Source organism: Halomonas sp. H10-59, assembly GCF_040070555.1.
GTDB classification, from domain to species: Bacteria; Pseudomonadota; Gammaproteobacteria; order Pseudomonadales; family Halomonadaceae; genus Halomonas; species Halomonas litopenaei.
Map to the genome: position 1 here is coordinate 98,426 of NZ_CP098828.1, position 18,355 is coordinate 116,780.

At 66.4% G+C, this 18,355-nt stretch carries 18 protein-coding genes and 1 pseudogene; 10 read left to right on the forward strand and 9 right to left on the reverse strand.

The window, feature by feature from the left end; translation table 11 throughout:
• Window positions 1-124: 124 nt before the first annotated feature.
• On the reverse strand, window positions 125-1,375 hold the full coding sequence (locus tag NFG57_RS00460; protein ID WP_108131880.1) for an ammonium transporter: 1,251 nt from the start codon (window positions 1,373-1,375) through the stop codon (window positions 125-127).
• 49 nt (window positions 1,376-1,424) lie between these two features.
• Window positions 1,425-1,763 (reverse strand): P-II family nitrogen regulator, encoded by a 339-nt coding sequence (locus NFG57_RS00465; protein ID WP_045993909.1) that lies wholly within the window; start codon window positions 1,761-1,763, stop codon window positions 1,425-1,427.
• A gap of 409 nt (window positions 1,764-2,172) precedes the next feature.
• On the opposite strand from NFG57_RS00465, the gene NFG57_RS00470 reads away from it, so the two are divergent.
• On the forward strand, window positions 2,173-2,553 hold the full coding sequence (locus tag NFG57_RS00470; protein ID WP_045993910.1) for an accessory factor UbiK family protein: 381 nt from the start codon (window positions 2,173-2,175) through the stop codon (window positions 2,551-2,553).
• A gap of 119 nt (window positions 2,554-2,672) precedes the next feature.
• Window positions 2,673-4,178, forward strand: a complete 1,506-nt coding sequence (locus tag NFG57_RS00475; RefSeq protein WP_222568040.1) for a YifB family Mg chelatase-like AAA ATPase — start codon at window positions 2,673-2,675, stop codon at window positions 4,176-4,178.
• A 108-nt stretch (window positions 4,179-4,286) separates the two neighbouring features.
• On the opposite strand, the gene NFG57_RS00480 is transcribed toward NFG57_RS00475, so the two are convergent.
• A complete protein-coding gene (locus NFG57_RS00480) occupies window positions 4,287-4,823 on the reverse strand; it encodes a hypothetical protein (protein ID WP_348815130.1) in 537 nt (178 codons plus the stop codon).
• A complete protein-coding gene (locus tag NFG57_RS00485; protein WP_108449478.1) occupies window positions 4,808-5,830 on the reverse strand; it encodes an alpha/beta hydrolase in 1,023 nt (340 codons plus the stop codon). Before NFG57_RS00485 ends, NFG57_RS00480 begins: the two co-directional genes overlap by 16 nt.
• Window positions 5,831-6,303: 473 nt before the next feature.
• Between NFG57_RS00485 and NFG57_RS00490 the strand changes: the two genes are divergently transcribed.
• Entirely contained in the window at window positions 6,304-8,490 is a 2,187-nt protein-coding gene (locus tag NFG57_RS00490; protein ID WP_108131878.1) for a malate synthase G, read from the forward strand.
• Window positions 8,491-8,690: 200 nt separating this feature from the next.
• Complete coding sequence (locus NFG57_RS00495) at window positions 8,691-9,104, forward strand: PaaI family thioesterase (RefSeq protein WP_045993913.1); 414 nt, start codon at window positions 8,691-8,693, stop codon at window positions 9,102-9,104.
• A gap of 9 nt (window positions 9,105-9,113) precedes the next feature.
• On the opposite strand, the gene NFG57_RS00500 is transcribed toward NFG57_RS00495, so the two are convergent.
• On the reverse strand, window positions 9,114-9,506 hold the full coding sequence (locus NFG57_RS00500; protein ID WP_348815131.1) for a DUF423 domain-containing protein: 393 nt from the start codon (window positions 9,504-9,506) through the stop codon (window positions 9,114-9,116).
• Window positions 9,507-9,612: 106 nt separating this feature from the next.
• Between NFG57_RS00500 and thiS the strand changes: the two genes are divergently transcribed.
• From thiS to trmB, 3 genes are all read left to right on the forward strand, one after another.
• Window positions 9,613-9,813, forward strand: a complete 201-nt coding sequence (thiS, locus tag NFG57_RS00505) for a sulfur carrier protein ThiS (RefSeq protein WP_181248714.1) — start codon at window positions 9,613-9,615, stop codon at window positions 9,811-9,813.
• An 86-nt stretch (window positions 9,814-9,899) separates the two neighbouring features.
• On the forward strand, window positions 9,900-10,694 hold the full coding sequence (locus NFG57_RS00510) for a thiazole synthase (RefSeq protein ID WP_045993915.1): 795 nt from the start codon (window positions 9,900-9,902) through the stop codon (window positions 10,692-10,694).
• A gap of 85 nt (window positions 10,695-10,779) precedes the next feature.
• On the forward strand, window positions 10,780-11,526 hold the full coding sequence (gene trmB / locus NFG57_RS00515) for a tRNA (guanosine(46)-N7)-methyltransferase TrmB (protein ID WP_045993958.1): 747 nt from the start codon (window positions 10,780-10,782) through the stop codon (window positions 11,524-11,526).
• Between the two features lie 58 nt (window positions 11,527-11,584).
• Here the strand turns inward: trmB and NFG57_RS00520 are convergent.
• Window positions 11,585-12,532 (reverse strand): annotated as a pseudogene (locus NFG57_RS00520) (DMT family transporter); the annotation flags it as partial.
• A 169-nt stretch (window positions 12,533-12,701) separates the two neighbouring features.
• Here NFG57_RS00520 and NFG57_RS00525 point away from each other — a divergent pair.
• On the forward strand, window positions 12,702-13,631 hold the full coding sequence (locus NFG57_RS00525; RefSeq protein ID WP_222516218.1) for a LysR substrate-binding domain-containing protein: 930 nt from the start codon (window positions 12,702-12,704) through the stop codon (window positions 13,629-13,631).
• Window positions 13,632-14,283: 652 nt separating this feature from the next.
• Here NFG57_RS00525 and NFG57_RS00530 read toward each other — a convergent pair.
• Window positions 14,284-15,195 (reverse strand): AEC family transporter, encoded by a 912-nt coding sequence (locus tag NFG57_RS00530; protein ID WP_348815132.1) that lies wholly within the window; start codon window positions 15,193-15,195, stop codon window positions 14,284-14,286.
• Window positions 15,196-15,352: 157 nt separating this feature from the next.
• Here NFG57_RS00530 and NFG57_RS00535 point away from each other — a divergent pair, with 157 nt between their 5' ends.
• Window positions 15,353-15,874 (forward strand): hypothetical protein, encoded by a 522-nt coding sequence (locus NFG57_RS00535; protein ID WP_348815133.1) that lies wholly within the window; start codon window positions 15,353-15,355, stop codon window positions 15,872-15,874.
• Window positions 15,871-16,497 (forward strand): SCO family protein, encoded by a 627-nt coding sequence (locus tag NFG57_RS00540; RefSeq protein ID WP_348815134.1) that lies wholly within the window; start codon window positions 15,871-15,873, stop codon window positions 16,495-16,497. Before NFG57_RS00535 ends, NFG57_RS00540 begins: the two co-directional genes overlap by 4 nt.
• 27 nt (window positions 16,498-16,524) lie before the next feature.
• Here the strand turns inward: NFG57_RS00540 and NFG57_RS00545 are convergent, their stop codons facing one another.
• Window positions 16,525-17,571 (reverse strand): PHB depolymerase family esterase, encoded by a 1,047-nt coding sequence (locus NFG57_RS00545; protein WP_348815135.1) that lies wholly within the window; start codon window positions 17,569-17,571, stop codon window positions 16,525-16,527.
• Window positions 17,572-17,575: 4 nt separating this feature from the next.
• Window positions 17,576-18,292 carry an FKBP-type peptidyl-prolyl cis-trans isomerase gene (locus NFG57_RS00550; protein ID WP_045993921.1) on the reverse strand — a complete coding sequence of 239 codons (717 nt, stop codon included), beginning with the start codon at window positions 18,290-18,292 and terminating at the stop codon, window positions 17,576-17,578.
• Window positions 18,293-18,355 lie beyond the last annotated feature (63 nt).

The following is an 18,355-nucleotide window of genomic DNA, read 5'->3' on the forward strand; positions in this document are numbered from 1 at the left end:
CGCGCCGTTGCGCCTGTCCTGACTAGTGTGACAAAGCATACCCCTGGCGAACAGCAATAAAAAAGGCCCCCGAAGGGGCCAGGAGGAGCACGCCAGCTCACTGGTGTCGCGGGTAAGCTCAGGCTTACTTCTTGGCGACGTTAAACTCGGGGTAGGCTTCGAGACCACATTCGGCCAGGTCGACGCCTTCGTATTCTTCTTCTTCGCTGACACGCACACCCATGATTGCCTTGATGATCAGCCACACGACCAGGCTAGCGGTGAAGACCCAGGCGAAGATGCCGATGATGCCGAGCATCTGTGCGCCGAAGGTGGCGTCGGCGTTGTTCAGCGGGACCGCCAGGACACCCCAGATACCGGCCACACCGTGGGCGGAGATGGCACCGACCGGATCGTCCAGGCGCAGCTTGTCGAGGACCACGATGGCGACCACCACCAGGACACCGCCGACTGCACCGATCAGGGTGGCGCCGAGGGCCGTGGAGGACAGCGGGTCGGCGGTGATGGAGACCAGGCCAGCGATGGCGCCGTTCAGGGCCATGGTCAGGTCAGCCTTGCGGAACCAGATCTTGGCCAGGATCAGCGCGGCGATGACACCCCCGGCGGCGGCAGCGTTGGTGTTTACCAGCACCTGGGCCATGTTGTTGGCGGAAGACACGTCGGAGAGCTTGAGCTCGGAGCCGCCGTTGAAGCCGAACCAGCCCAGCCACAGGACGAAGGTACCCAGGGTCGCCAGCGGCATGTTGGCACCGGGGATGGCGTAGATGGCGCCGTTCTTGCCGTACTTGCCCTTGCGCGGACCGAGCACCAGCACACCGGCCAGGGCTGCAGCGGCACCCGCCATGTGGACAATGCCGGAACCTGCGTAGTCGGAGAAGCCTGCTTCGGACAACCAGCCGCCGCCCCAGGTCCAGTAGCCGGAGACCGGATAGATCACGGCGGTCATGACCACGGCGAAGGCCAGGAAGGCCCACAGCTTCATGCGCTCGGCGACAGCGCCGGAGACGATCGACATGGCGGTGGCCACGAACACGACCTGGAAGAAGAAGTCGGCGCGGGCCGAGTAGTAGGGTGCGTCTTCACCACCTGCCAGCACCGCATCGACGCTGTTTTCGGCGCCGATCAAGAAGCCGAGGTTGGGGATGAAGCCGCCGGCGTCGGAGGAGTACATCAGGGCGTAGCCCACCAGCAGATACATGGTGCAGGCGACCGCGAACAGCACGATGTTCTTGGTCAGAATCTCGGCGGTGTTCTTGGCTCGGACCAGGCCGGCCTCGAGCATGGCAAAGCCGGCGGCCATCCACATGACCAGGGCGCCGCAGATAAGGAAGTAGAAGGTGTCCAGCGCGTAGCTGAGTTCACTGATATCGACCATGGAAGTGTCTCGCTATATTTTTATCGGAAGTCGGGTCAGGGGACGGGGATCAGACCGCGTCGGAGCCGCGCTCGCCGGTGCGAATGCGGATGACGTCTTCCAGCGGCGTGACGAACACCTTGCCGTCACCGATCTTGCCGCTGTTGGCCGCGTTGCAGATGGCTTCCAGCACGCTGTCCAGTCGGGCCTCGTCGATCGCAACCTCGACCTTCACCTTGGGCAGAAAGTCGACGACATACTCGGCGCCGCGGTATAGCTCGGTGTGGCCCTTCTGGCGGCCGAAGCCCTTGACCTCGGTCACGGTGATGCCCTGGACGCCGTTGTCGGCCAGCGCCTCGCGGACGTCGTCCAGCTTGAAGGGCTTGATGATGGCGGTGATCAGTTTCATGGCATGGCTCCCTACGTGCATAAGGTGGCGGCTTGTTTCCGCTCGGTGCATGGATATCTATGCATAGCGATATACGTGCCATAAATTTGGCAAAAGCTTTGTTTACAATGGCTTGTGGTTATTTTGGAAAGCGAGAGACGAAAAACACCCGCGAGTTTGCGGCACTGCATCAAAGTTAATGCACTGTTTTGGTGCTGGCGCGTATTAGTGGTGCGTCATTGGCGAGCATGTTGTGCTGGGTGGAGCAATGGGTCGCGTGCTGAGCCGCGTGCCGGGTGGCGTGTCGGTATCCGGAAGTCGCCAATGCGCCGGGCGTCGCTGGGCAAGGGCCACGAAGCATGCGTTGGGCGCCCGGCTTGCGTATCCTGTCGGCAACGGAGTTCCCATCGACGTTTCAAGGAGAGCCATCATGGTCAGTCAGGATCGCATCAGCCGTTTGGCACAGCAGATCGGCGAGCGCTTGCAGGGCGCCTCCCAGGCCCCGGAAGACATCCAGAAGGGGGTCCAGCAGGTGGTGCGTGGCGCCTTCGATCGTCTCGAACTGGTGTCACGCGAGGATTTCGACATCCTCATGGACGTGTTGCAGCGCACCCGCTCCCGGGTCGAGGCGCTGGAAAAGCAGGTAGCGGCGCTGGAGAGCCTGGTCGAGGAACGTGCAGCGCCCGCTGGCGAAGCGACCGCGGCGCCTGCCGTGGCCGAGGAAGCCGCCGAGGTACCGGTGCCGCCGGTGCCGGAACAGGGCAAGCAGGACGAGGCATCGAGCGGTTCAGCCGACAAGCCCTCCGCCTGAGGCTTCAGACGCAGAACGTCACAAGATATGCCGGCCCGCCCTGGCGGGGGGCCGGCATGGGGCGCCGGTGAGGTGGGCGTGCTCTACTGGTCATGAGCCTTCCGTCAGGCAGGGAGCCCATGACGCTTGCCATCATTGCCACCCGTGCGGGACTGGGGCTGGACGCCCCCGAGGTACAGGTCGAGGTACACCTGGCCAACGGCCTGCCGGGCATGACCCTGGTCGGCCTGCCCGAGACCGCAGTGCGCGAAAGCCGCGAACGGGTGCGCAGCGCCCTTGCCACCTGCGGCCTCGACTACCCGCTACGCCGTATTACCCTGAATCTTGCTCCCGCCGATCTGCCCAAGGAGGGGGGACGCTTCGATTTGCCCATCGCGCTGGGTCTGCTGGTGGCTTCCGGCCAGTTGCCCGCCGCCGCACTGGAGGGTGTCGAGTGTGCCGGCGAACTGGCCCTCGATGGTCGGTTGCGGCCGGTAGCCGGCATGCTGCCCTTCGCCATGGCCACCCGTCAGGCCGGGCGGCGCCTGATCCTGCCCGAGGCCAACGCCGATGAGGCGGCCCTGGTCAATGGACTGGAGGTGCTGCCGGCGGCGCACCTGCTCGACGTCGTCGCCCATCTGGTCGGGCGCATTCCCCTTGTGGCTCACCCACCCGCCGCACCGCCGAAAGACGGGCCTGCGGCGCTGGATCTGTGCGATGTGCGTGGCCAGTATCAGGCCCGGCGAGCGCTGGAGGTAGCGGCGGCGGGTGGGCACAACCTGCTGTTTGCCGGGCCGCCCGGTACCGGCAAGACGTTGCTGGCCAGCCGACTGCCCGGGCTCTTGCCGCCGCTTGGCGATGACGAGGCGCTGGAGGTGGCGGCGATTCGCTCGGTGTGCGCGCTTCCCCTGTCCGATGGCTTTGGCCGTCGTCCGTTTCGTTCGCCTCATCACACCGCCAGCGCGGTCTCGCTGGTCGGTGGCGGCTCGCGCCCACGGCCCGGCGAGATCTCGCTGGCCCATCGCGGCGTGCTGTTTCTCGACGAGTTGCCGGAGTTCAGTCGCCAGGTGCTGGAGGTATTGCGCGAGCCGCTGGAAAGCGGCGAGATCCATATTGCCAGGGCCAGCCACGAACGACGATTTCCTGCTCGTTTTCAACTCGTTGCAGCAATGAATCCTTGCCCCTGCGGCCATCTGGGTGATCCGCGTCAGGACTGTGTATGCACCGCGTCCCAGATCCAGCGCTATCAGGCGCGCCTGTCCGGCCCCCTGCTAGATCGCATCGACCTGCAGGTGGAGGTGCCGGCGCTGCCGGTGGAACAGTTGACGTCGCATCAGCCGGGGGAAAGCACCGAGATGGTGCGCCGACGCGTGATGGCGGCGCGTCAGCGTCAGCAGCAGAGGGGAGTGCTCAACGCCCAGCTCGCCGGGGCCGCGCTGGAGCGAGCCTGCGCCCTGGAGGTGGCCGAGCGCACCTGGCTGGCGCAGTCGCTTGAGCGCCTGCGGCTGTCCGCCCGGGCCTACCACCGGGTGCTGCGGGTGGCGCTGACCCTGGCCGACCTGGCCGGGCGCGAACGTCCGTGCCGTGATGACCTGATCGAGGCCATCGGCTATCGCCAGCTGGATCGGCTGTTGCGCAAGGGCTGACGGGCGCCGCACGGTCGTTCCATGCACCCGTTATCTCCAGGCATAGTCCCTGCCCGGGTCCAGGCTTCGCCCGAGAAGTCGACGAGCGCAGGCACTTTTCAGCAAGCCCTAGAGCGCGTCGGCGTCGAAGGCGCCGCTGATGACCGTGGACCACAGCGCGGCACCGTCGCCGGGGCGGCGCAGGCGGAGTTCGAAGCGGTAGGGCAAAAGCTCGCGGTCAGACAGCGTCAGGCGTGGGCCATCGGCGATCAGTCGGCTATCGACCAGCCATTGATTGGTATCGGCGGCGGGGGTATCACCGGGCTGCCAGTCCAGCACCTGGGGGCCGTCGTCGATCGCCAGCAGGCCACGGGTCAGGCTCTCCTGGACGCGGCCGACGCCAAGCTCCAGCCTTTCGTCGACCTTGGGCGGGGACAGCAGCAGCACCTGATCGGCCAGGGTTTCCCCTGCCAGGGCCGGCGCCTCGGCGACCCGCTCGGCCGCCTGTTGGCCAAGGCCCAGCAGCGCCTGGCGCAGCGTCTCGGGGCGCTCGGGGGCGCTGGCACAGCCGGCCAGCCAGACCAGCAGCACCAGCGCCAGCCAGGGCAGCAAGGAGGAGTGGCTGCCGGCGCGGTGTACCGTCTGTCGGGTCAAGCGTCTGGGCATTGAGATGACATCCTTTTCGGTAGAGGCCCTTCACTGAGCTGTTGTTCCAGAAATTGGCGCACTTCGGCGAAAAGGTCCAGGCGGATGGCCTCGGCCTCGTTGACCAGATGGTGGCGGGCTTGCGGGTGACAGCAGATGTGCGCGCCGGGAAACTTCTTGCCGAGTACCGCCAGATTCCAGGGCCCGTCCACCGTCAGGTCCTTCTCGCCTTGCAGGATCAGGGTCGGTAGCTGGCATGGGGGTAGCTGCATCAGGCGGGGCATCCAGCGGCGCATGGCGCTGACCCAGCCGGTGGGCAGGCGCACGGGCTGAAGCGGGTCCTGTTCACGCAGAAAGGTGGCGAAGTCGTCATCATTGGTGTTCGCCCTAAACTTGCGCGGCACGCTGGAGACAAAGGGGCTGACCAGGCGATGGACCCAGGCTGCTCGGGTCCAGCCCCAGGGTCTGACCAGGGGCGCCAGCAGCACCAGCGCCGACCAGTGGCCGTCATCGCCCCGGCTCAGGGCATCGGTGGCCAGGATGGCGCCGCCGGTGCTCTGGCCGACGCCGACCCAAGGTCCCTGGGCCAGGCCGGCTTCGCTCAGGTGCTGCTGAAGCGTACGCAGGCAGTCGCCGTAGTCGGCAAAGTCGTCGATGTCGGCACGATCCCCACTGGACAGCCCGTGTCCCGGCAGATCCCACAGCACCACTGTGAGCTCGAGTTCCAGCAGCAGCTCGAGCAGGTGGCGGTACAGGCCCAGGTGGTCGTAGTAGCCGTGAACCACCACCGCGGTGCCCCGCGGGTGGGGCGGGCGCCATACCTGAGTCCACAGGCGGAAGCGTGGCGTCTCGATATTACCCGCGTGCAGCGTTACCCCTTCGGTGAGCAGGACATCGAGCCGATAGTGCGCCAGATAGCGTTCAAGGGTCGTTGCCATGGCCGGGGCGGCTGTCGCCACCAAGCCTTCGCCTTGTCTTGCCACCGGGGTCAGCCGTTCGATGGTCTCAAGGGGCGTGTAGTCGGTCATAGCGTCCTCCGCTGGGAAGGGGCGGTGGCGTGCGTTGCTCGGCACTCGGTTGTGCTGGGACGGCCAGATGGCGTGGAGGGTAGCGTCATCACCCTGCGCCTGGTTGCACCCTGACCAATCGTTGGCCACCTGCTTCTTCTGACACCGTCCGGAGGCCGTCGTTGCTCACCTGTGCCATGGAGGTATGGCCTTCGGCGTCAGATGAGGGAGTCGCCAGCACACGTCAACACCTTCCTGTCTGGGCTTCCTTGCCTGTTCCATGCTAGCGACCCAGCGAGTTCGGCACCACTGTTTCCCAATCGACAAGGCCTTCGATAGCTCATCATTTGGTCTAGCCTTGAGCGGTAGAGCGGGGTTTTCGGTTTACAAATGGAATGATTTTCCACAAAATCATTCTGGAGCAGTCACCTTTTCCCCTGTCCGGCTGGAAGGTGCCAGGGGGGCACCCAAGGCCCAACGAGGAGCTAGACCCAATGACGCAACGCATTTCTCGCCATCGCCTGCAGGTGGCCGCCGAGCTGGACCAGTTCATCACCGAACAGGCGCTGCCTGGCACGGGGATCGATGCCGATGCCTTCTGGAAGGGCGTCGATGCCATCTTCCACGACCTGACGCCGACCAACCAGGCCCTGCTGGCCGAGCGCGACGCGCTGCAGCAGAAACTCTCGGCCTGGCACAGTGAGCACCCGGGGCCGGTCAACGACATGGCCGCTTACCAGGCCTTCCTCAAGGAAATCGGCTATCTGGTCGATCCGCCGGCCAAGGTCGAGGTGACCACCGAAAACGTGGATCGCGAGATCGCTTCCCAGGCGGGCCCCCAGCTGGTGGTGCCGGTGAACAACGCACGCTACTCGCTGAACGCCGCCAACGCGCGTTGGGGTAGCCTCTACGACGCGCTGTACGGCACCGACGTGATCAGCGAAGAGGATGGCTGCGAGAAGGGCTCGAGCTTCAACCCCAAGCGCGGCGAGAAGGTCGTGGCCTACGCCCGCAATGTGCTGGACCAGGCGGCACCGCTGGCGACCGGCTCCCACCGTGACGCGGTCAAGTACTTCCTGCGCGATGGCCACCTGGTGGTGTCTCTGGACGGCGGCCGCGAGACCGGCCTGAAGGAGCCGGGCAAGCTGGTGGGCTACCAGGGCGACGCCTCCGCGCCGAGTGCCGTGCTGCTGTCCCACCATGGCCTGCATCTGGAAATCCAGGTCGATGACAGCCACCCCATCGGCAAGACCGACCCGGCCCACGTCAAGGACGTGGTGGTGGAAGCCGCGTTGACCTCCATCATGGACTGCGAAGACTCCGTGGCGGCGGTGGATGCCGAGGACAAGGTGGGCGTCTACGCCAGCTGGCTGGGCCTGATGAAGGGTGACCTCACCGCCGAGGTGGCCAAGGGCGGCAGTTCCTTCACCCGTCGCCTGAATCCGGATCGCGACTACGTCACGCCGGATGGTTCCGAGCTGACCCTGCCGGGACGCTCGCTGCTGTTCGTGCGCAACGTGGGTCACCTGATGACCAACCCGGCGGTGCTCGACGCCGACGGCAACGAAATGCCCGAGGGCATTCTCGACGCCATCATGACGTCGCTGATCGCCCTGCATGACCTCAACAAGGGTGACGATCAGCCGCGCAACTCGCGCACCGGCTCCGTCTATATCGTCAAGCCGAAGATGCACGGTCCCAAGGAAGTGGCCTTCGCCAACACCCTGTTCGGGCGTGTCGAAGACCTGCTGGGCATGGCCCGCAATACCCTCAAGATGGGCATCATGGACGAGGAGCGCCGCACCTCGGTCAACCTCAAGGCCTGCATCAACGAGGCCACCAGCCGGGTGGTGTTCATCAACACCGGCTTCCTCGATCGCACCGGTGACGAGATGCACACCGCCATGGAGGCGGGCCCCATGCTGCGCAAGGGCGACATGAAGGGCGCCGACTGGATTCAGGCCTACGAGCGCAGCAACGTGCTGGTCGGACTGGCCTGCGGCCTGCGCGGACGCGCCCAGATCGGCAAGGGCATGTGGGCCATGCCGGACCTGATGGCGGCGATGATCGAGCAGAAGATCGGCCACCCCAAGTCGGGCGCCAACACCGCCTGGGTGCCGTCTCCCACCGCTGCAGCGCTGCATGCCCTGCACTACCACCAGGTCGACGTGGCCCAGGTCCAGCGCGAACTCGAGGAACTGGACGAAAGCGAGCAGCGCGACGATCTGCTCAAGGCGCTGCTGACCGTGCCGGTGGTCGCCTCCGCCGACTGGAGCGACGACGAGATCCAGCAGGAGCTCGACAACAACTGTCAGGGCATCCTCGGCTACGTGGTGCGCTGGGTCGAGCAGGGCGTCGGCGCCTCCAAGGTGCCTGACATCCACGACGTGGGCCTGATGGAAGACCGCGCTACCCTGCGGATCTCCAGCCAGCACATTGCCAACTGGCTGTACCACGGCGTAGTCGACGCGGCGCGTGTGGAAGAGACCCTCAAGCGCATGGCCAAGGTGGTGGACGGTCAGAACGAAGGCGACCCGGCCTACACCCCGATGAGCCCTGACTTCGACAAGTCCACCGCCTTCCAGGCGGCCAGCGACCTGATCTTCAAGGGGCGTGAGCAGCCGGCCGGCTACACCGAACCGCTGCTGCACCACTGGCGTCAGGTCCACAAGGCGAAGTAACACACTCGGGACGCCACCGAGTACGCCAAGCAAACGCCGCGATCCAGGCGGCGTTTCCCTGGACACACCCCCGGGACTCCCCGGGGGTGTGTCGTTGTGTCGAGGGTAAAGCCCACAGCAGCGAGGGCGTTGAGGCGTCGTATCCGGGCTTGAGTTATGGTGAAGCTATCACGAGCCGGATTGCCTTCAGGGAGAGAACCATGACCGTGATGACCGCCGCCGCCATCGAGGATTTTCTGGACGACGTCTTTCCCCAGCGCATGGGCACCATCGAAGCCGTCTCGGAGATGCGGGCCACCATGAGCCTGGCCATCGAGGATGAACACTTGCGGCCCGGCGCCAGCGTCTCCGGCCCGACCATGATGGGACTGGCGGACGTCTGCCTGTACGTGGCCATCCTGGCCCAGATCGGGCCGGAGCCCATGGCGGTCACCAGCAACCTCAACTGCCACTTTCTACGGCGCGCCCGGGGTGATCGCGATCTGATCGCCAACGCCCGCTTGATCAAGCTGGGACGCCGCCTGGCGGTGGGTGAGGTGGAGCTGTTCTCTGACGGAGACGAGGCGCCGGTGGCGCACGTGACGGCGACCTACGTACTGCCCGATAACGACTGAGAGGCTATCTCACACGCGGGCTCGCCATAGTCCCCAGGCTAGCGCCAGCCAGCCAAGCAGCAACAGCACGCCGCCGAGCGGCGTGATCACTCCCAGCGGCCCGAGTCCGACGCCGTAGAGCCCGGCCAGGGCCATGGCGTACAGCGAACCCGAGAACAGCAGGATACCTGCCGACCACAGCCTCAGTGCCGTCAGCTGGGCGGCCAGCGGCTGCTGGGCCCGCCAGGCCAGCAGCGCCAGGCCTGCCAGGGTGTGCCAGGCCTGGTAGCGCACCCCGGTGGTAAAGGCGGCGGTCAGACGCTCAGGCAGGCGACCGTCGAGGCCATGGGCGGCGAAGGCGCCGAGCGCCACCACCAGGGCGCCGGACAGGGCGAGGGTGATCCACCAGTGACGATCCGGCATCGAGGCTCCTTGACGACGAGAGAGAGGAATCTGCCCTCAACCGTACCCCGCGGCGTCCCGAGCCGCTACAATGTTGCCCCCGCGACATCTTGATAATGAGGTGACCATGCAGATTCAGCTAAATGGTGAGCCCCACGCCCTCGACCGCGAGCAGACCGTGGCGGAGTTGATCGACGCCCTGGGTCTGGGCGGGCGCCGCATCGCCGTCGAGCTCAACGAGGACATCCTTCCGCGCAGCCAGCACGGCGAGACCCGCCTGGCGGATGGCGATCGCATCGAGATCGTCCATGCCATCGGCGGCGGCTGAGGCGAACCACCCGCCAGCAGATACCGACGACTTTAGAGGTGCCGCTCGATGGCGGCCTGGTTCCGTTTCGTGAGAAGGACTTGAGCATGACCGACATCTTTCAGGACAGCCCGCTGCGGGTCGCCGACCACGCCTTTTCCTCGCGACTCTTGGTGGGCACCGGCAAGTACAAGGACTTCGACGAGACCGGCGAGGCGATCGCCGCCAGTGGCGCCGATGTCGTGACCTTCGCGGTGCGTCGCACCAACCTGGGTCAGGAGGCCGGTGAGCCCAACCTGCTCGACGTGGTGCCGCCGGAGCGCTATACCCTGCTGCCCAATACCGCCGGTTGCTACAACGCCAAGGATGCCGTGCGCACTTGTCGGCTGGCGCGGGAACTGCTCGACGGCCACAAGCTGGTCAAGCTCGAGGTGCTGGGGGACGACAACACCCTCTATCCCAATGTGGTGGAGACCCTCAAGGCCGCCGAGACGCTGGTCGCCGATGGCTTCGACGTGATGGTCTACACCAGTGACGATCCCATCGTCGCCAGGGAGCTCGAGGCCATCGGCTGCTGCGCGGTGATGCCGCTGGGCTCGCTGATCGGCTCCGGCCACGGCATCCAGAATCCGCACAATGTGCGCCTGATCATCGAGCAGGCCAAGGTCCCGGTGCTGATCGATGCCGGGATCGGCACCGCCTCCGAGGCAGCCCTGGCCATGGAACTCGGCTGTGACGGCGTGCTGATGAACTCCGCCATCGCCCACGCGCGCCAGCCGGTGCTGATGGCCGAGGCCATGAAGCATGCCGTGCAGGCGGGACGCCAGGCGTTTCTCGCCGGTCGCATGCCGCGTCGCGGCGCCGAGGCGTCATCGCCGTTCGCCGGCCGCATCAACGCCTGAAGCCCGCAGGAGCGGCAAGGCCCAGCCTGCCGCTCCTGCTCAGTTTCCTCGCCCTGACACTTTCACCACGCCCCCAGACATCATCATGACCGACCAAGATCGCCCCGACGAGGGCAAGACCACCGGCCCGGAAGGACCGGACGCACCGCTGCATCGCCGTGGTATCAAGAGCTATGTGCTGCGGGCCGGGCGCATGACCCAGGCGCAGACCCGTGGGCTTGAGGAAGTCTGGCCGCGGCTGGGACTGACCCTCGCCCAGGGGCGCCAGGACCTCGATGCGCTGTTCGGCCGCCAGGCGCCCAGGGTGGTCGAGATCGGCTTCGGCATGGGAGCGTCGCTGATCGAGCAGGCCGAGACCCACCCGGACACCGACTTCATCGGGATCGAGGTACACGCCCCGGGCGTCGGCAAGTTGCTCGACGAAGCCGACAAGCGTGGGCTGACCAACCTGCGGGTCTACCGCGAGGATGCCCTGGCGGTGCTGGAGCAGTGCCTGCCCGAGGGCAGTCTGACCACCCTGCAGCTGTTCTTCCCCGACCCCTGGCCGAAGAAGAAGCATCACAAGCGGCGCATCGTCCAGCCGGCGTTCGTCGAGCTGGTGCGGACTCGCCTGGCCAGCGGTGGAACCCTGCACATGGCCACCGACTGGGAAGCCTACGCCGAATGGATGGCCGAGGTGATGGAGGCAGCCCCGGGCTACCTCAATACCGCGACCCCGGAGACGGCGCCCTATGTGCCGCGTCCCGACTTTCGTCCGCTGACCAAGTTCGAGGCGCGGGGCGAACGGCTCGGTCACGGTGTCTGGGACCTGATCTTCCGCCGCGTCGACTGACGCCGGCATCGGCGGCGCGGCCCTGGCCGCGTCGCCCGGCCGCCAGCGCCCACAGGGCGCCACCCAGCGACAGCACCAGCCCCGCCAGGCCCAGCCCGTCCGGGCGCTCGCCGAACAACGAAAGCGTCATCAACAGCGTCACCGCCGGGGTCAGCGCGATCAGCGCCGAGGTCGGGGTCACCCCGAAGCGCCCCAGGCACGCCACGAAGAAGCCGTAGCCACCGAAGGTGGCCAGCACCACCAGCCAGCCAATGGTCAGCCAGGCGTCCAGCGTCGCCGGAGGCAGCGCCGGCAGGCCTGGTTCGAGCATCACCGCCGCCAGCATGAACACCAGCGTTGCCGCGCTCAGCTGCAGCGCCAGGCGGGTGATCAGTGACAGCGGCACCACACCGCCATTCTCCTCGCCGGGCCTGGCGGTCGCCGGCGGCGTCAGGATGCTGCCGATCGATACCGCGGCGACCGCGACCAGCGGCAGCAGGTAGGCCCACCAGGGGGCGCCGCCGACGCTGCGCATGTCGCCAGCGATCATCGCCATAGCGCCGAGCGTCGCTACCCCCATGCCCCACCATTGTGCGCTGTCGCTGCGCTCCTTGAGCAGGTGCCGTGCCAGTAGCGCCGCCGCCAGCGGCTGCAGCGCGCCGATCAGCGCCGCCACCGAGGCGCTCACACCTTCGGCCACCGCCACCAGCATCGTCAGCAGGTAGACGCCCACCGTCAGACCACCGGTGAGCAACTCGTGGCCTGCCTGGCGCCAGCTCGGGCGATGCCCCGGATGGCCCAGACGACAGACCACCAGCGCCCAGGCCAGCAGGGTCGCCAGGGCAAAGCGCCAGGCGTAGAGCCCCATCACCGGCACGTCCAGGTCCACCGCCATGCGACTGCCGACGAAACCGCTGCTCCAGCAGACCACGAAGCCCGTGGCGACCATCAGGGCACCCGAGTGCTTGCCCAGCTGCCGGGGAAGCTGGTGGAGCAGGGGGATCAGGCGGGGTAGCAGCGTCTGCATGGGGCCTCCTTGAGCACGGGTGGATGACGGCAGCGCTGGATAGAGGAAGCGCTGGATGAGCAGTCTGCCGTGGTGCTAGCCTTTCGAGTAGCGAAACGTTTTTCACGCTGACTTAAATAATATTGAAGTCTTCGGGTAGGGTGGTCTGGCGCCATAGGGGGGAGCAACGATGACCGAGAACACGGGAGCGGCGCTGGATCTGGAGGCGCTGCGCAGCTTTGTGACGGTGGCCCAGCAGGGCAGTCTGGCGGCGGCGGCGGAGTTGCGACACCGCACCGTTAGTGCCTTGAGCATGCAGATCAAGCGCCTCGAGCAGCGTCTCGACGCGCGCCTGCTGATCCGTGGGCCACGCGGAGTGTCGCCGTCGCCGGCCGGCGAGGCCTTGCTGCAGGAGGCGCGTGAGCTGCTGCGCCAGCACGACGGCCTGGTGGCGCGACTGACCGGACAGGGACTCAGCGGGCGGGTGCGCTTCGGCATGCCGGAGGGCTACGCCCCGCATCTGGTCGAGCAGGTGCTGCCTGACTTTCTGGCCAGCCACCCCAATGTGCTGCTGGAGGCGGTCACGGCGCCCAGTGGAGAGCTGGCCCGGCGCCTGGAGCGCGGTGAGCTGTCGCTGGCGGTAGCGCTGGACCGTCCGCATCAGTTGACCAATGGCGAAACGCTGTGGCAGACCTCGCCGGTGTGGGCGGCGTCTCGTGAGTTTCGCATCGCCGACGAGGCGCCGTTGCCGCTGGCGCTGCATCCGCTGGACTGCCCATTCCGATCGCTCGGGGTCGAGGCCCTGGAGAGTCAGGGGCGCGACTGGTACGCGGTCTTCACCAGTACCAGCATCCATGCGGTGGAAAAGGCTGTGGAAGTCGGCCTGGCCGTGAGCATCCTCGATCGCCAGCGGCTGACGCCGCGCATGCGCGTGCTGGATGAGGCCGAGGGGCTGCCCCACCTGGGTACCAGCGACGCCTGCCTGTACTTCAGCCGGCGCATCGCCGCAGCCTCATGGCCGGCGGTGGAAGCCCTGGCTGGGCTCTTGCGCCAGCGTCTGAGCGGTGCAGGCCCCTGGGCTGCGAATAGCCGCGAGGCCAGGCCGCTGGCACTGGGGTGAGATGAACGAGAGCGGTGAGACGCAGGGAGAGGTGCGACGAACAGGAGCCAAGGCCCTGGGGCGAGGCTGACCAGAAGCCTCGATGGCCAGAAAAAAGAAAACCGCTCCCGGGGGAGCGGTGAAAGGACCGTGACTAGCAATGAGGAGGAGAAACCAGATAGCGACTGGCAATGTCTGGTATCTGGCGCCGGCGGCTCATCAACGCCGACAACCTCAGCGTAAATCATTCTCATTTTCTTCGTCAAGCGTAACGAGAATATTTTTTATTAAGGGGGTGTGTCCGCTCACCCTCGCTGGCTTTCTGCCAAGGGGAACGCATGCGAGGGGCGGCGCCAAGACAGCAGGCGAAACCGGGCAGAGGCTCGGGATGGCGGAATCAAGCGGTGGCAGGACGTCGTGGGCAACGAGGCGAAGGAGCGCTGGCCACGGGACCGAACCAGGCGGCCATGAAAAAGCCGCTTCCAGAGGGAAGCGGCGAAAGGACCGTGACTAGCAATGAGGAGGAGAAACCAGATAGCGACTGGCAATGTCTGGTATCTGGCGCCGGCGACTCATCAACGCCGACAACCTCAGCGTAAATCATTCTCATTTGTTTCGTCAATACAAACGAGAATCTTTTTTAATAAAGCAGGGGCCTGGTCTCGACTTGCCCTCAGGTCAGCTGCATCCACAGCGGCAGGCTGATCATCGCCGCCAGGGTCTGGGCGGTGATCAGTCCGGCCATCAGCTCAGCGTCCCCCCCCAGCTGGCGTGCCAGAATATAGGCGGAGGTGGCGGTGGGCAGGGCGGCGTACAGTAGCGCCACATCCTGGCTGACAGGGTCGAGGCCCAGCAGCCACGCCAGCACCAGCACCAGCGCCGGCATCAGCACCAGCTTGACCAGGCTCGAGACCCACAGGCCAAGATCGCGCCTCAGCAGGGCCTGGGGTCGCAGTGCCACCCCTACGGCCACCAGCCCCAGCGGCAGCGCCGCTCGTCCCAGCAGCTCCAGGGTTCCCGCCGACCAGCCCGGCAGGCCGATATCCGAGAGATTGAGCCCGATACCGATCAGGCAGGCGAGGATCAGCGGGTTCTGGGCCAGGGCGAGCAGTGAGCGCCATAGACCCGAGCGGCCGAGGGTGCCCGCGGCGATAAAGGTCAGCACGCACAGCACATTGACCGTGGGAATCATCAGCGCCAGGGCCACCGCTGCCACCGTGGCGCCCTGGGGACCGTGCAGCGCAGCGGCGCCGGCGACGCCGACATAGGTGTTGAAGCGCACCGCGCCCTGGAAGACAGAGGTAAAGGCGGCGGCGTCGAGATTCAGGCGGGGCTTGAGCCACCACAGCAGGGTGGAGAGCACCAGCATGGTGCCCAGCAGCACCAGGGCGAGCCTGGCCACCGGTACCTGGCTTATGTCCGCCCTGGCCAGGGTCGCCACCAGCATGGCGGGAAACAGCAGAAAGTAGATCAGGCGCTCCATGCGCGCCCAGAAGTCCCCGCCTGGGATGCGTCCGACACCCAGCACGGCGCCAAGCAGGATAAGCAGAAAAAGCGGGCCCAGGGCCGCAGTGATGGAGGCCATGTACGTTCCTTGTCCGGGCGAGGCCGGTGGCAGAATAGTGCGCCGTCGAGCGTGAGTAAGCGCGCGTTGACGGCTGCGACATTGTCGCGCAGGGGGCGTCGGAGTTTTGCTGATAAGCTTACCCTACGCCCATTCCCTTTGGAGGCAGCCCTCCGACATGCATTCGCGCCAGTCCCCAGCCTCGCGCGGCGCCCGTCGTCCTCGGCTTCGCCTGCTGATCACGGTGACCGTGGTCACCTTGCTGATCGCCCTATGGTACCTGCTGCGCTACGAGCTTGGCGATCACCAGGAGACGACCTGGTATCCGGCCGCGCCCGGCTGCGATCTGCACCAGGGGCCCTGCGGCGTCGGCCTCGAGGAGGATGAGCGGCTGACCCTGGCGATCCCGGTGGAGGGTGACATCCGCCCGCTGGAGTCGTTGCCCCTCGAAGTGCGCGTCGACGGCGTGGAAGCGCAGAACGTACGGGTGGTGTTCGAAGGGGGCGGCATGGACATGGGCGAGCATCGCTTCCACCTCGACGCCGTGCAAGGCGGCGAACCGGGCCGCTTTCAGGGGGTGGGACAGCTCGGCATCTGCACCCGTGAGCGCATGACCTGGCGTGCCCGGGTCAGCTTCGATGCGCCGCGTGGGCGTCTCGGAAGTACCTTCGATCTGGACGTGGAGCGAAGCCTGCCATGACCCGACGGCAACGACAGCAGCAACGACGACACGGCTTCGATCGACGGACCCTGGGGCTGGTCCTGGCGGCGGTGGTGATGCTGGCGGCGGCCCTGTTGTGGACCTTCAAGCCCTGGCAGCCCGCCCAGCAGGACGGGCTGGTCGCTGGTGAGATACGCCTGGCGTCGACCGTGGGCGACTTTGCGCTGAGTGATCTCGATGATGACCAGCTGGCGGTGATCTTCTTCGGCTACACCTGGTGTCCCGACGTCTGCCCCATGAGCCTGGCGGTGGTGCGCCAGGCGCGCCAGGCACTGCCCGAAGACCAGCGTCGGCGGGTGGTGCCGTTGATGATTTCGGTGGACCCCGAGCGTGACACCCTGGAGCGGTTGTCGGAGTACCTTGAGGCCTTTGGCGACGACTTCATCGGCGCCACCGGTAGCCAGGCCGAGCTTGTCGATATCGGCGAGCGCTACGGCGTCGTCTGGCGCAAGGTCGAGACGCCGGAATCCGCCGTGGAGTATATGGTGGATCACTCAGCCTCGCTCTATCTGGTGGACGCCAGCGGCGAAATCATCGAACGGGTATTGCACGCGCCGACCCCGGGGCCGCTTTCGGCGGCGCTGGATCGGGTGTTGAACTAACTTCCTGCAGCCTGTCGACCATTTGGCTCAGGGCGCTTCCTGCAGTCTGTCGACCATTTGCATCAGGGCGCTGACCTGACTACCGTCCCGGCTGTCATGCAAAGGGTCGCGCTGCCAGGTACTCTCGCTGAACCCCCACCAGTCCCAGCATCCCTTGGGATTGGCCAGGCTGGCCTCGGCCTGGGGGTAGAGCACCACCAGGTCGTTGCTCTCGGCGTAACGGTTCAGGCCGCTTGCCCGGGTGAATGGCGTCGCTGCGCCTTCATCGTCGTCCACGCCCATCTGGCAGCCATGCAGCGCCACCAGCAGTGCGCAGTCGCCGCTCTCGCACTGCTTCGGCAGATAGACAAAGCCGGTGTCGGCGAGTCCCTTGGCGTCGAACTCGCTCTGGTCGAAGGCCTGCAGGCGCTGGTCGTCGGCCTCGCCGGCAGGCGCCAGATCGTCCCACCACCAGCCCAGCGCCTCGCCGGCCAGGTCCAGGCCGCAGTCGAGCAGGAAGGGCGCACCGCCCTCTTCGCAGTCGGCCAGGCCCGCCTCGCCAGCGGCGTCCAGCGCCGGCCAGCCGTGCCCCGCGCCGTCCTGAAACACCGTCTTCAGTTGATCATCGTCGGCGAGCCAGTCACGCCATTGTCGAGCGGCGGCGTGTCCGACGTCGGGATCGATGGTGCCATCGTCCTCACCGTGCCAGAGATACACCTTGAGGTCGTCGAGCGATTCAGCGCTACCCGCGCGATCGAGCTCGCGGTAGTCCGCAAGGCGGCTGTCGATCGCCGCCAGGTCGGGGTCGCCAAGGCGAGTGAACATGCACTGACCCAGCGCCACTCCCAGCTCGCCCCGGGCACAGCCCCAGGGGCCGGCGGCGACCAGCCCGAGTGCATCGAAGCGCTCGGGCCAGGCCACCGCCAGCTGCGCGGCCATGTAGCCGCCGGACGAGACGCCGATGGTGGCCAGACGGTCCTTCGAGAGACCCAGCGCGGGCAGGGCGTCGGGGGAGTCGGCCGTGGCCTGAGGTGCCAGCACGAAAAACGCCAGCCCCGCGAGGAGGCTGGCGTTGGCACGACTAAGGTGAGTCATCGACTCAGCCTTCGTCGCTGGGGTTCACGTCAAGCAGCTCGACCTTGAAGATCAGGGTCTCGTTGGGGCCGATGGGGCCCTGGCCACGCGCGCCGTAGCCCAGCTCCGGCGGAATCACGACTTCCCAGGTGTCGCCCACGTTCATCATCTTCAGGGCTTCCTGCCAGCCCTCGATGACCTGGCCCACCTGGAAGGATACCGGCTCGCCGCGCTCGTAGGAGCTGTCGAACACGGTACCATCGATCAGCTTGCCTTCGTAGTTGACCTGCACGGTGTCGCCGGCCTCGGGGGAGGCGCCGTCACCTTCCTCGAGCTCCTTGTACTGCAGCCCGGAGTCGGTAGTGGTAACGCCGTCCTTGTCGGCGTTCTCGGCCATGTAGGCCTCGCCTTCCTGCTTGTTGGCGTCCGCCTGCTGGGCCATCTCTTCGGCACGTTGCTGCTGTTCTTCAGCACGCTTGGCCATGGCCTCTTCCTGGAACTTGGTCAGGGCGGCGGCGATCTCCTCGTCGGTCATGTCGAGGCCGTCGTCGGCGAACACGTCCTTGATCGCCTCGCTGAAGGCATCCGTGTCGAGGTCTTCCACGTCTTGCTTGATGCTCTGGCCCAGGGTCACACCCAGGCTGTAGCTAAGCTTTTCCTGGTCGCTCTCGGGGGCGGAAAAGGCCATGGGAGCGGCGCCCAGCAGGGCGATCAGGGAGGCGGAAGTCAGCAGTGTCTTCATGGAAATCCTTGGCTGGCGCGTTGGCCGTAGTGTGAATGTCGTTGTTGTGACTGTAACAGGGGC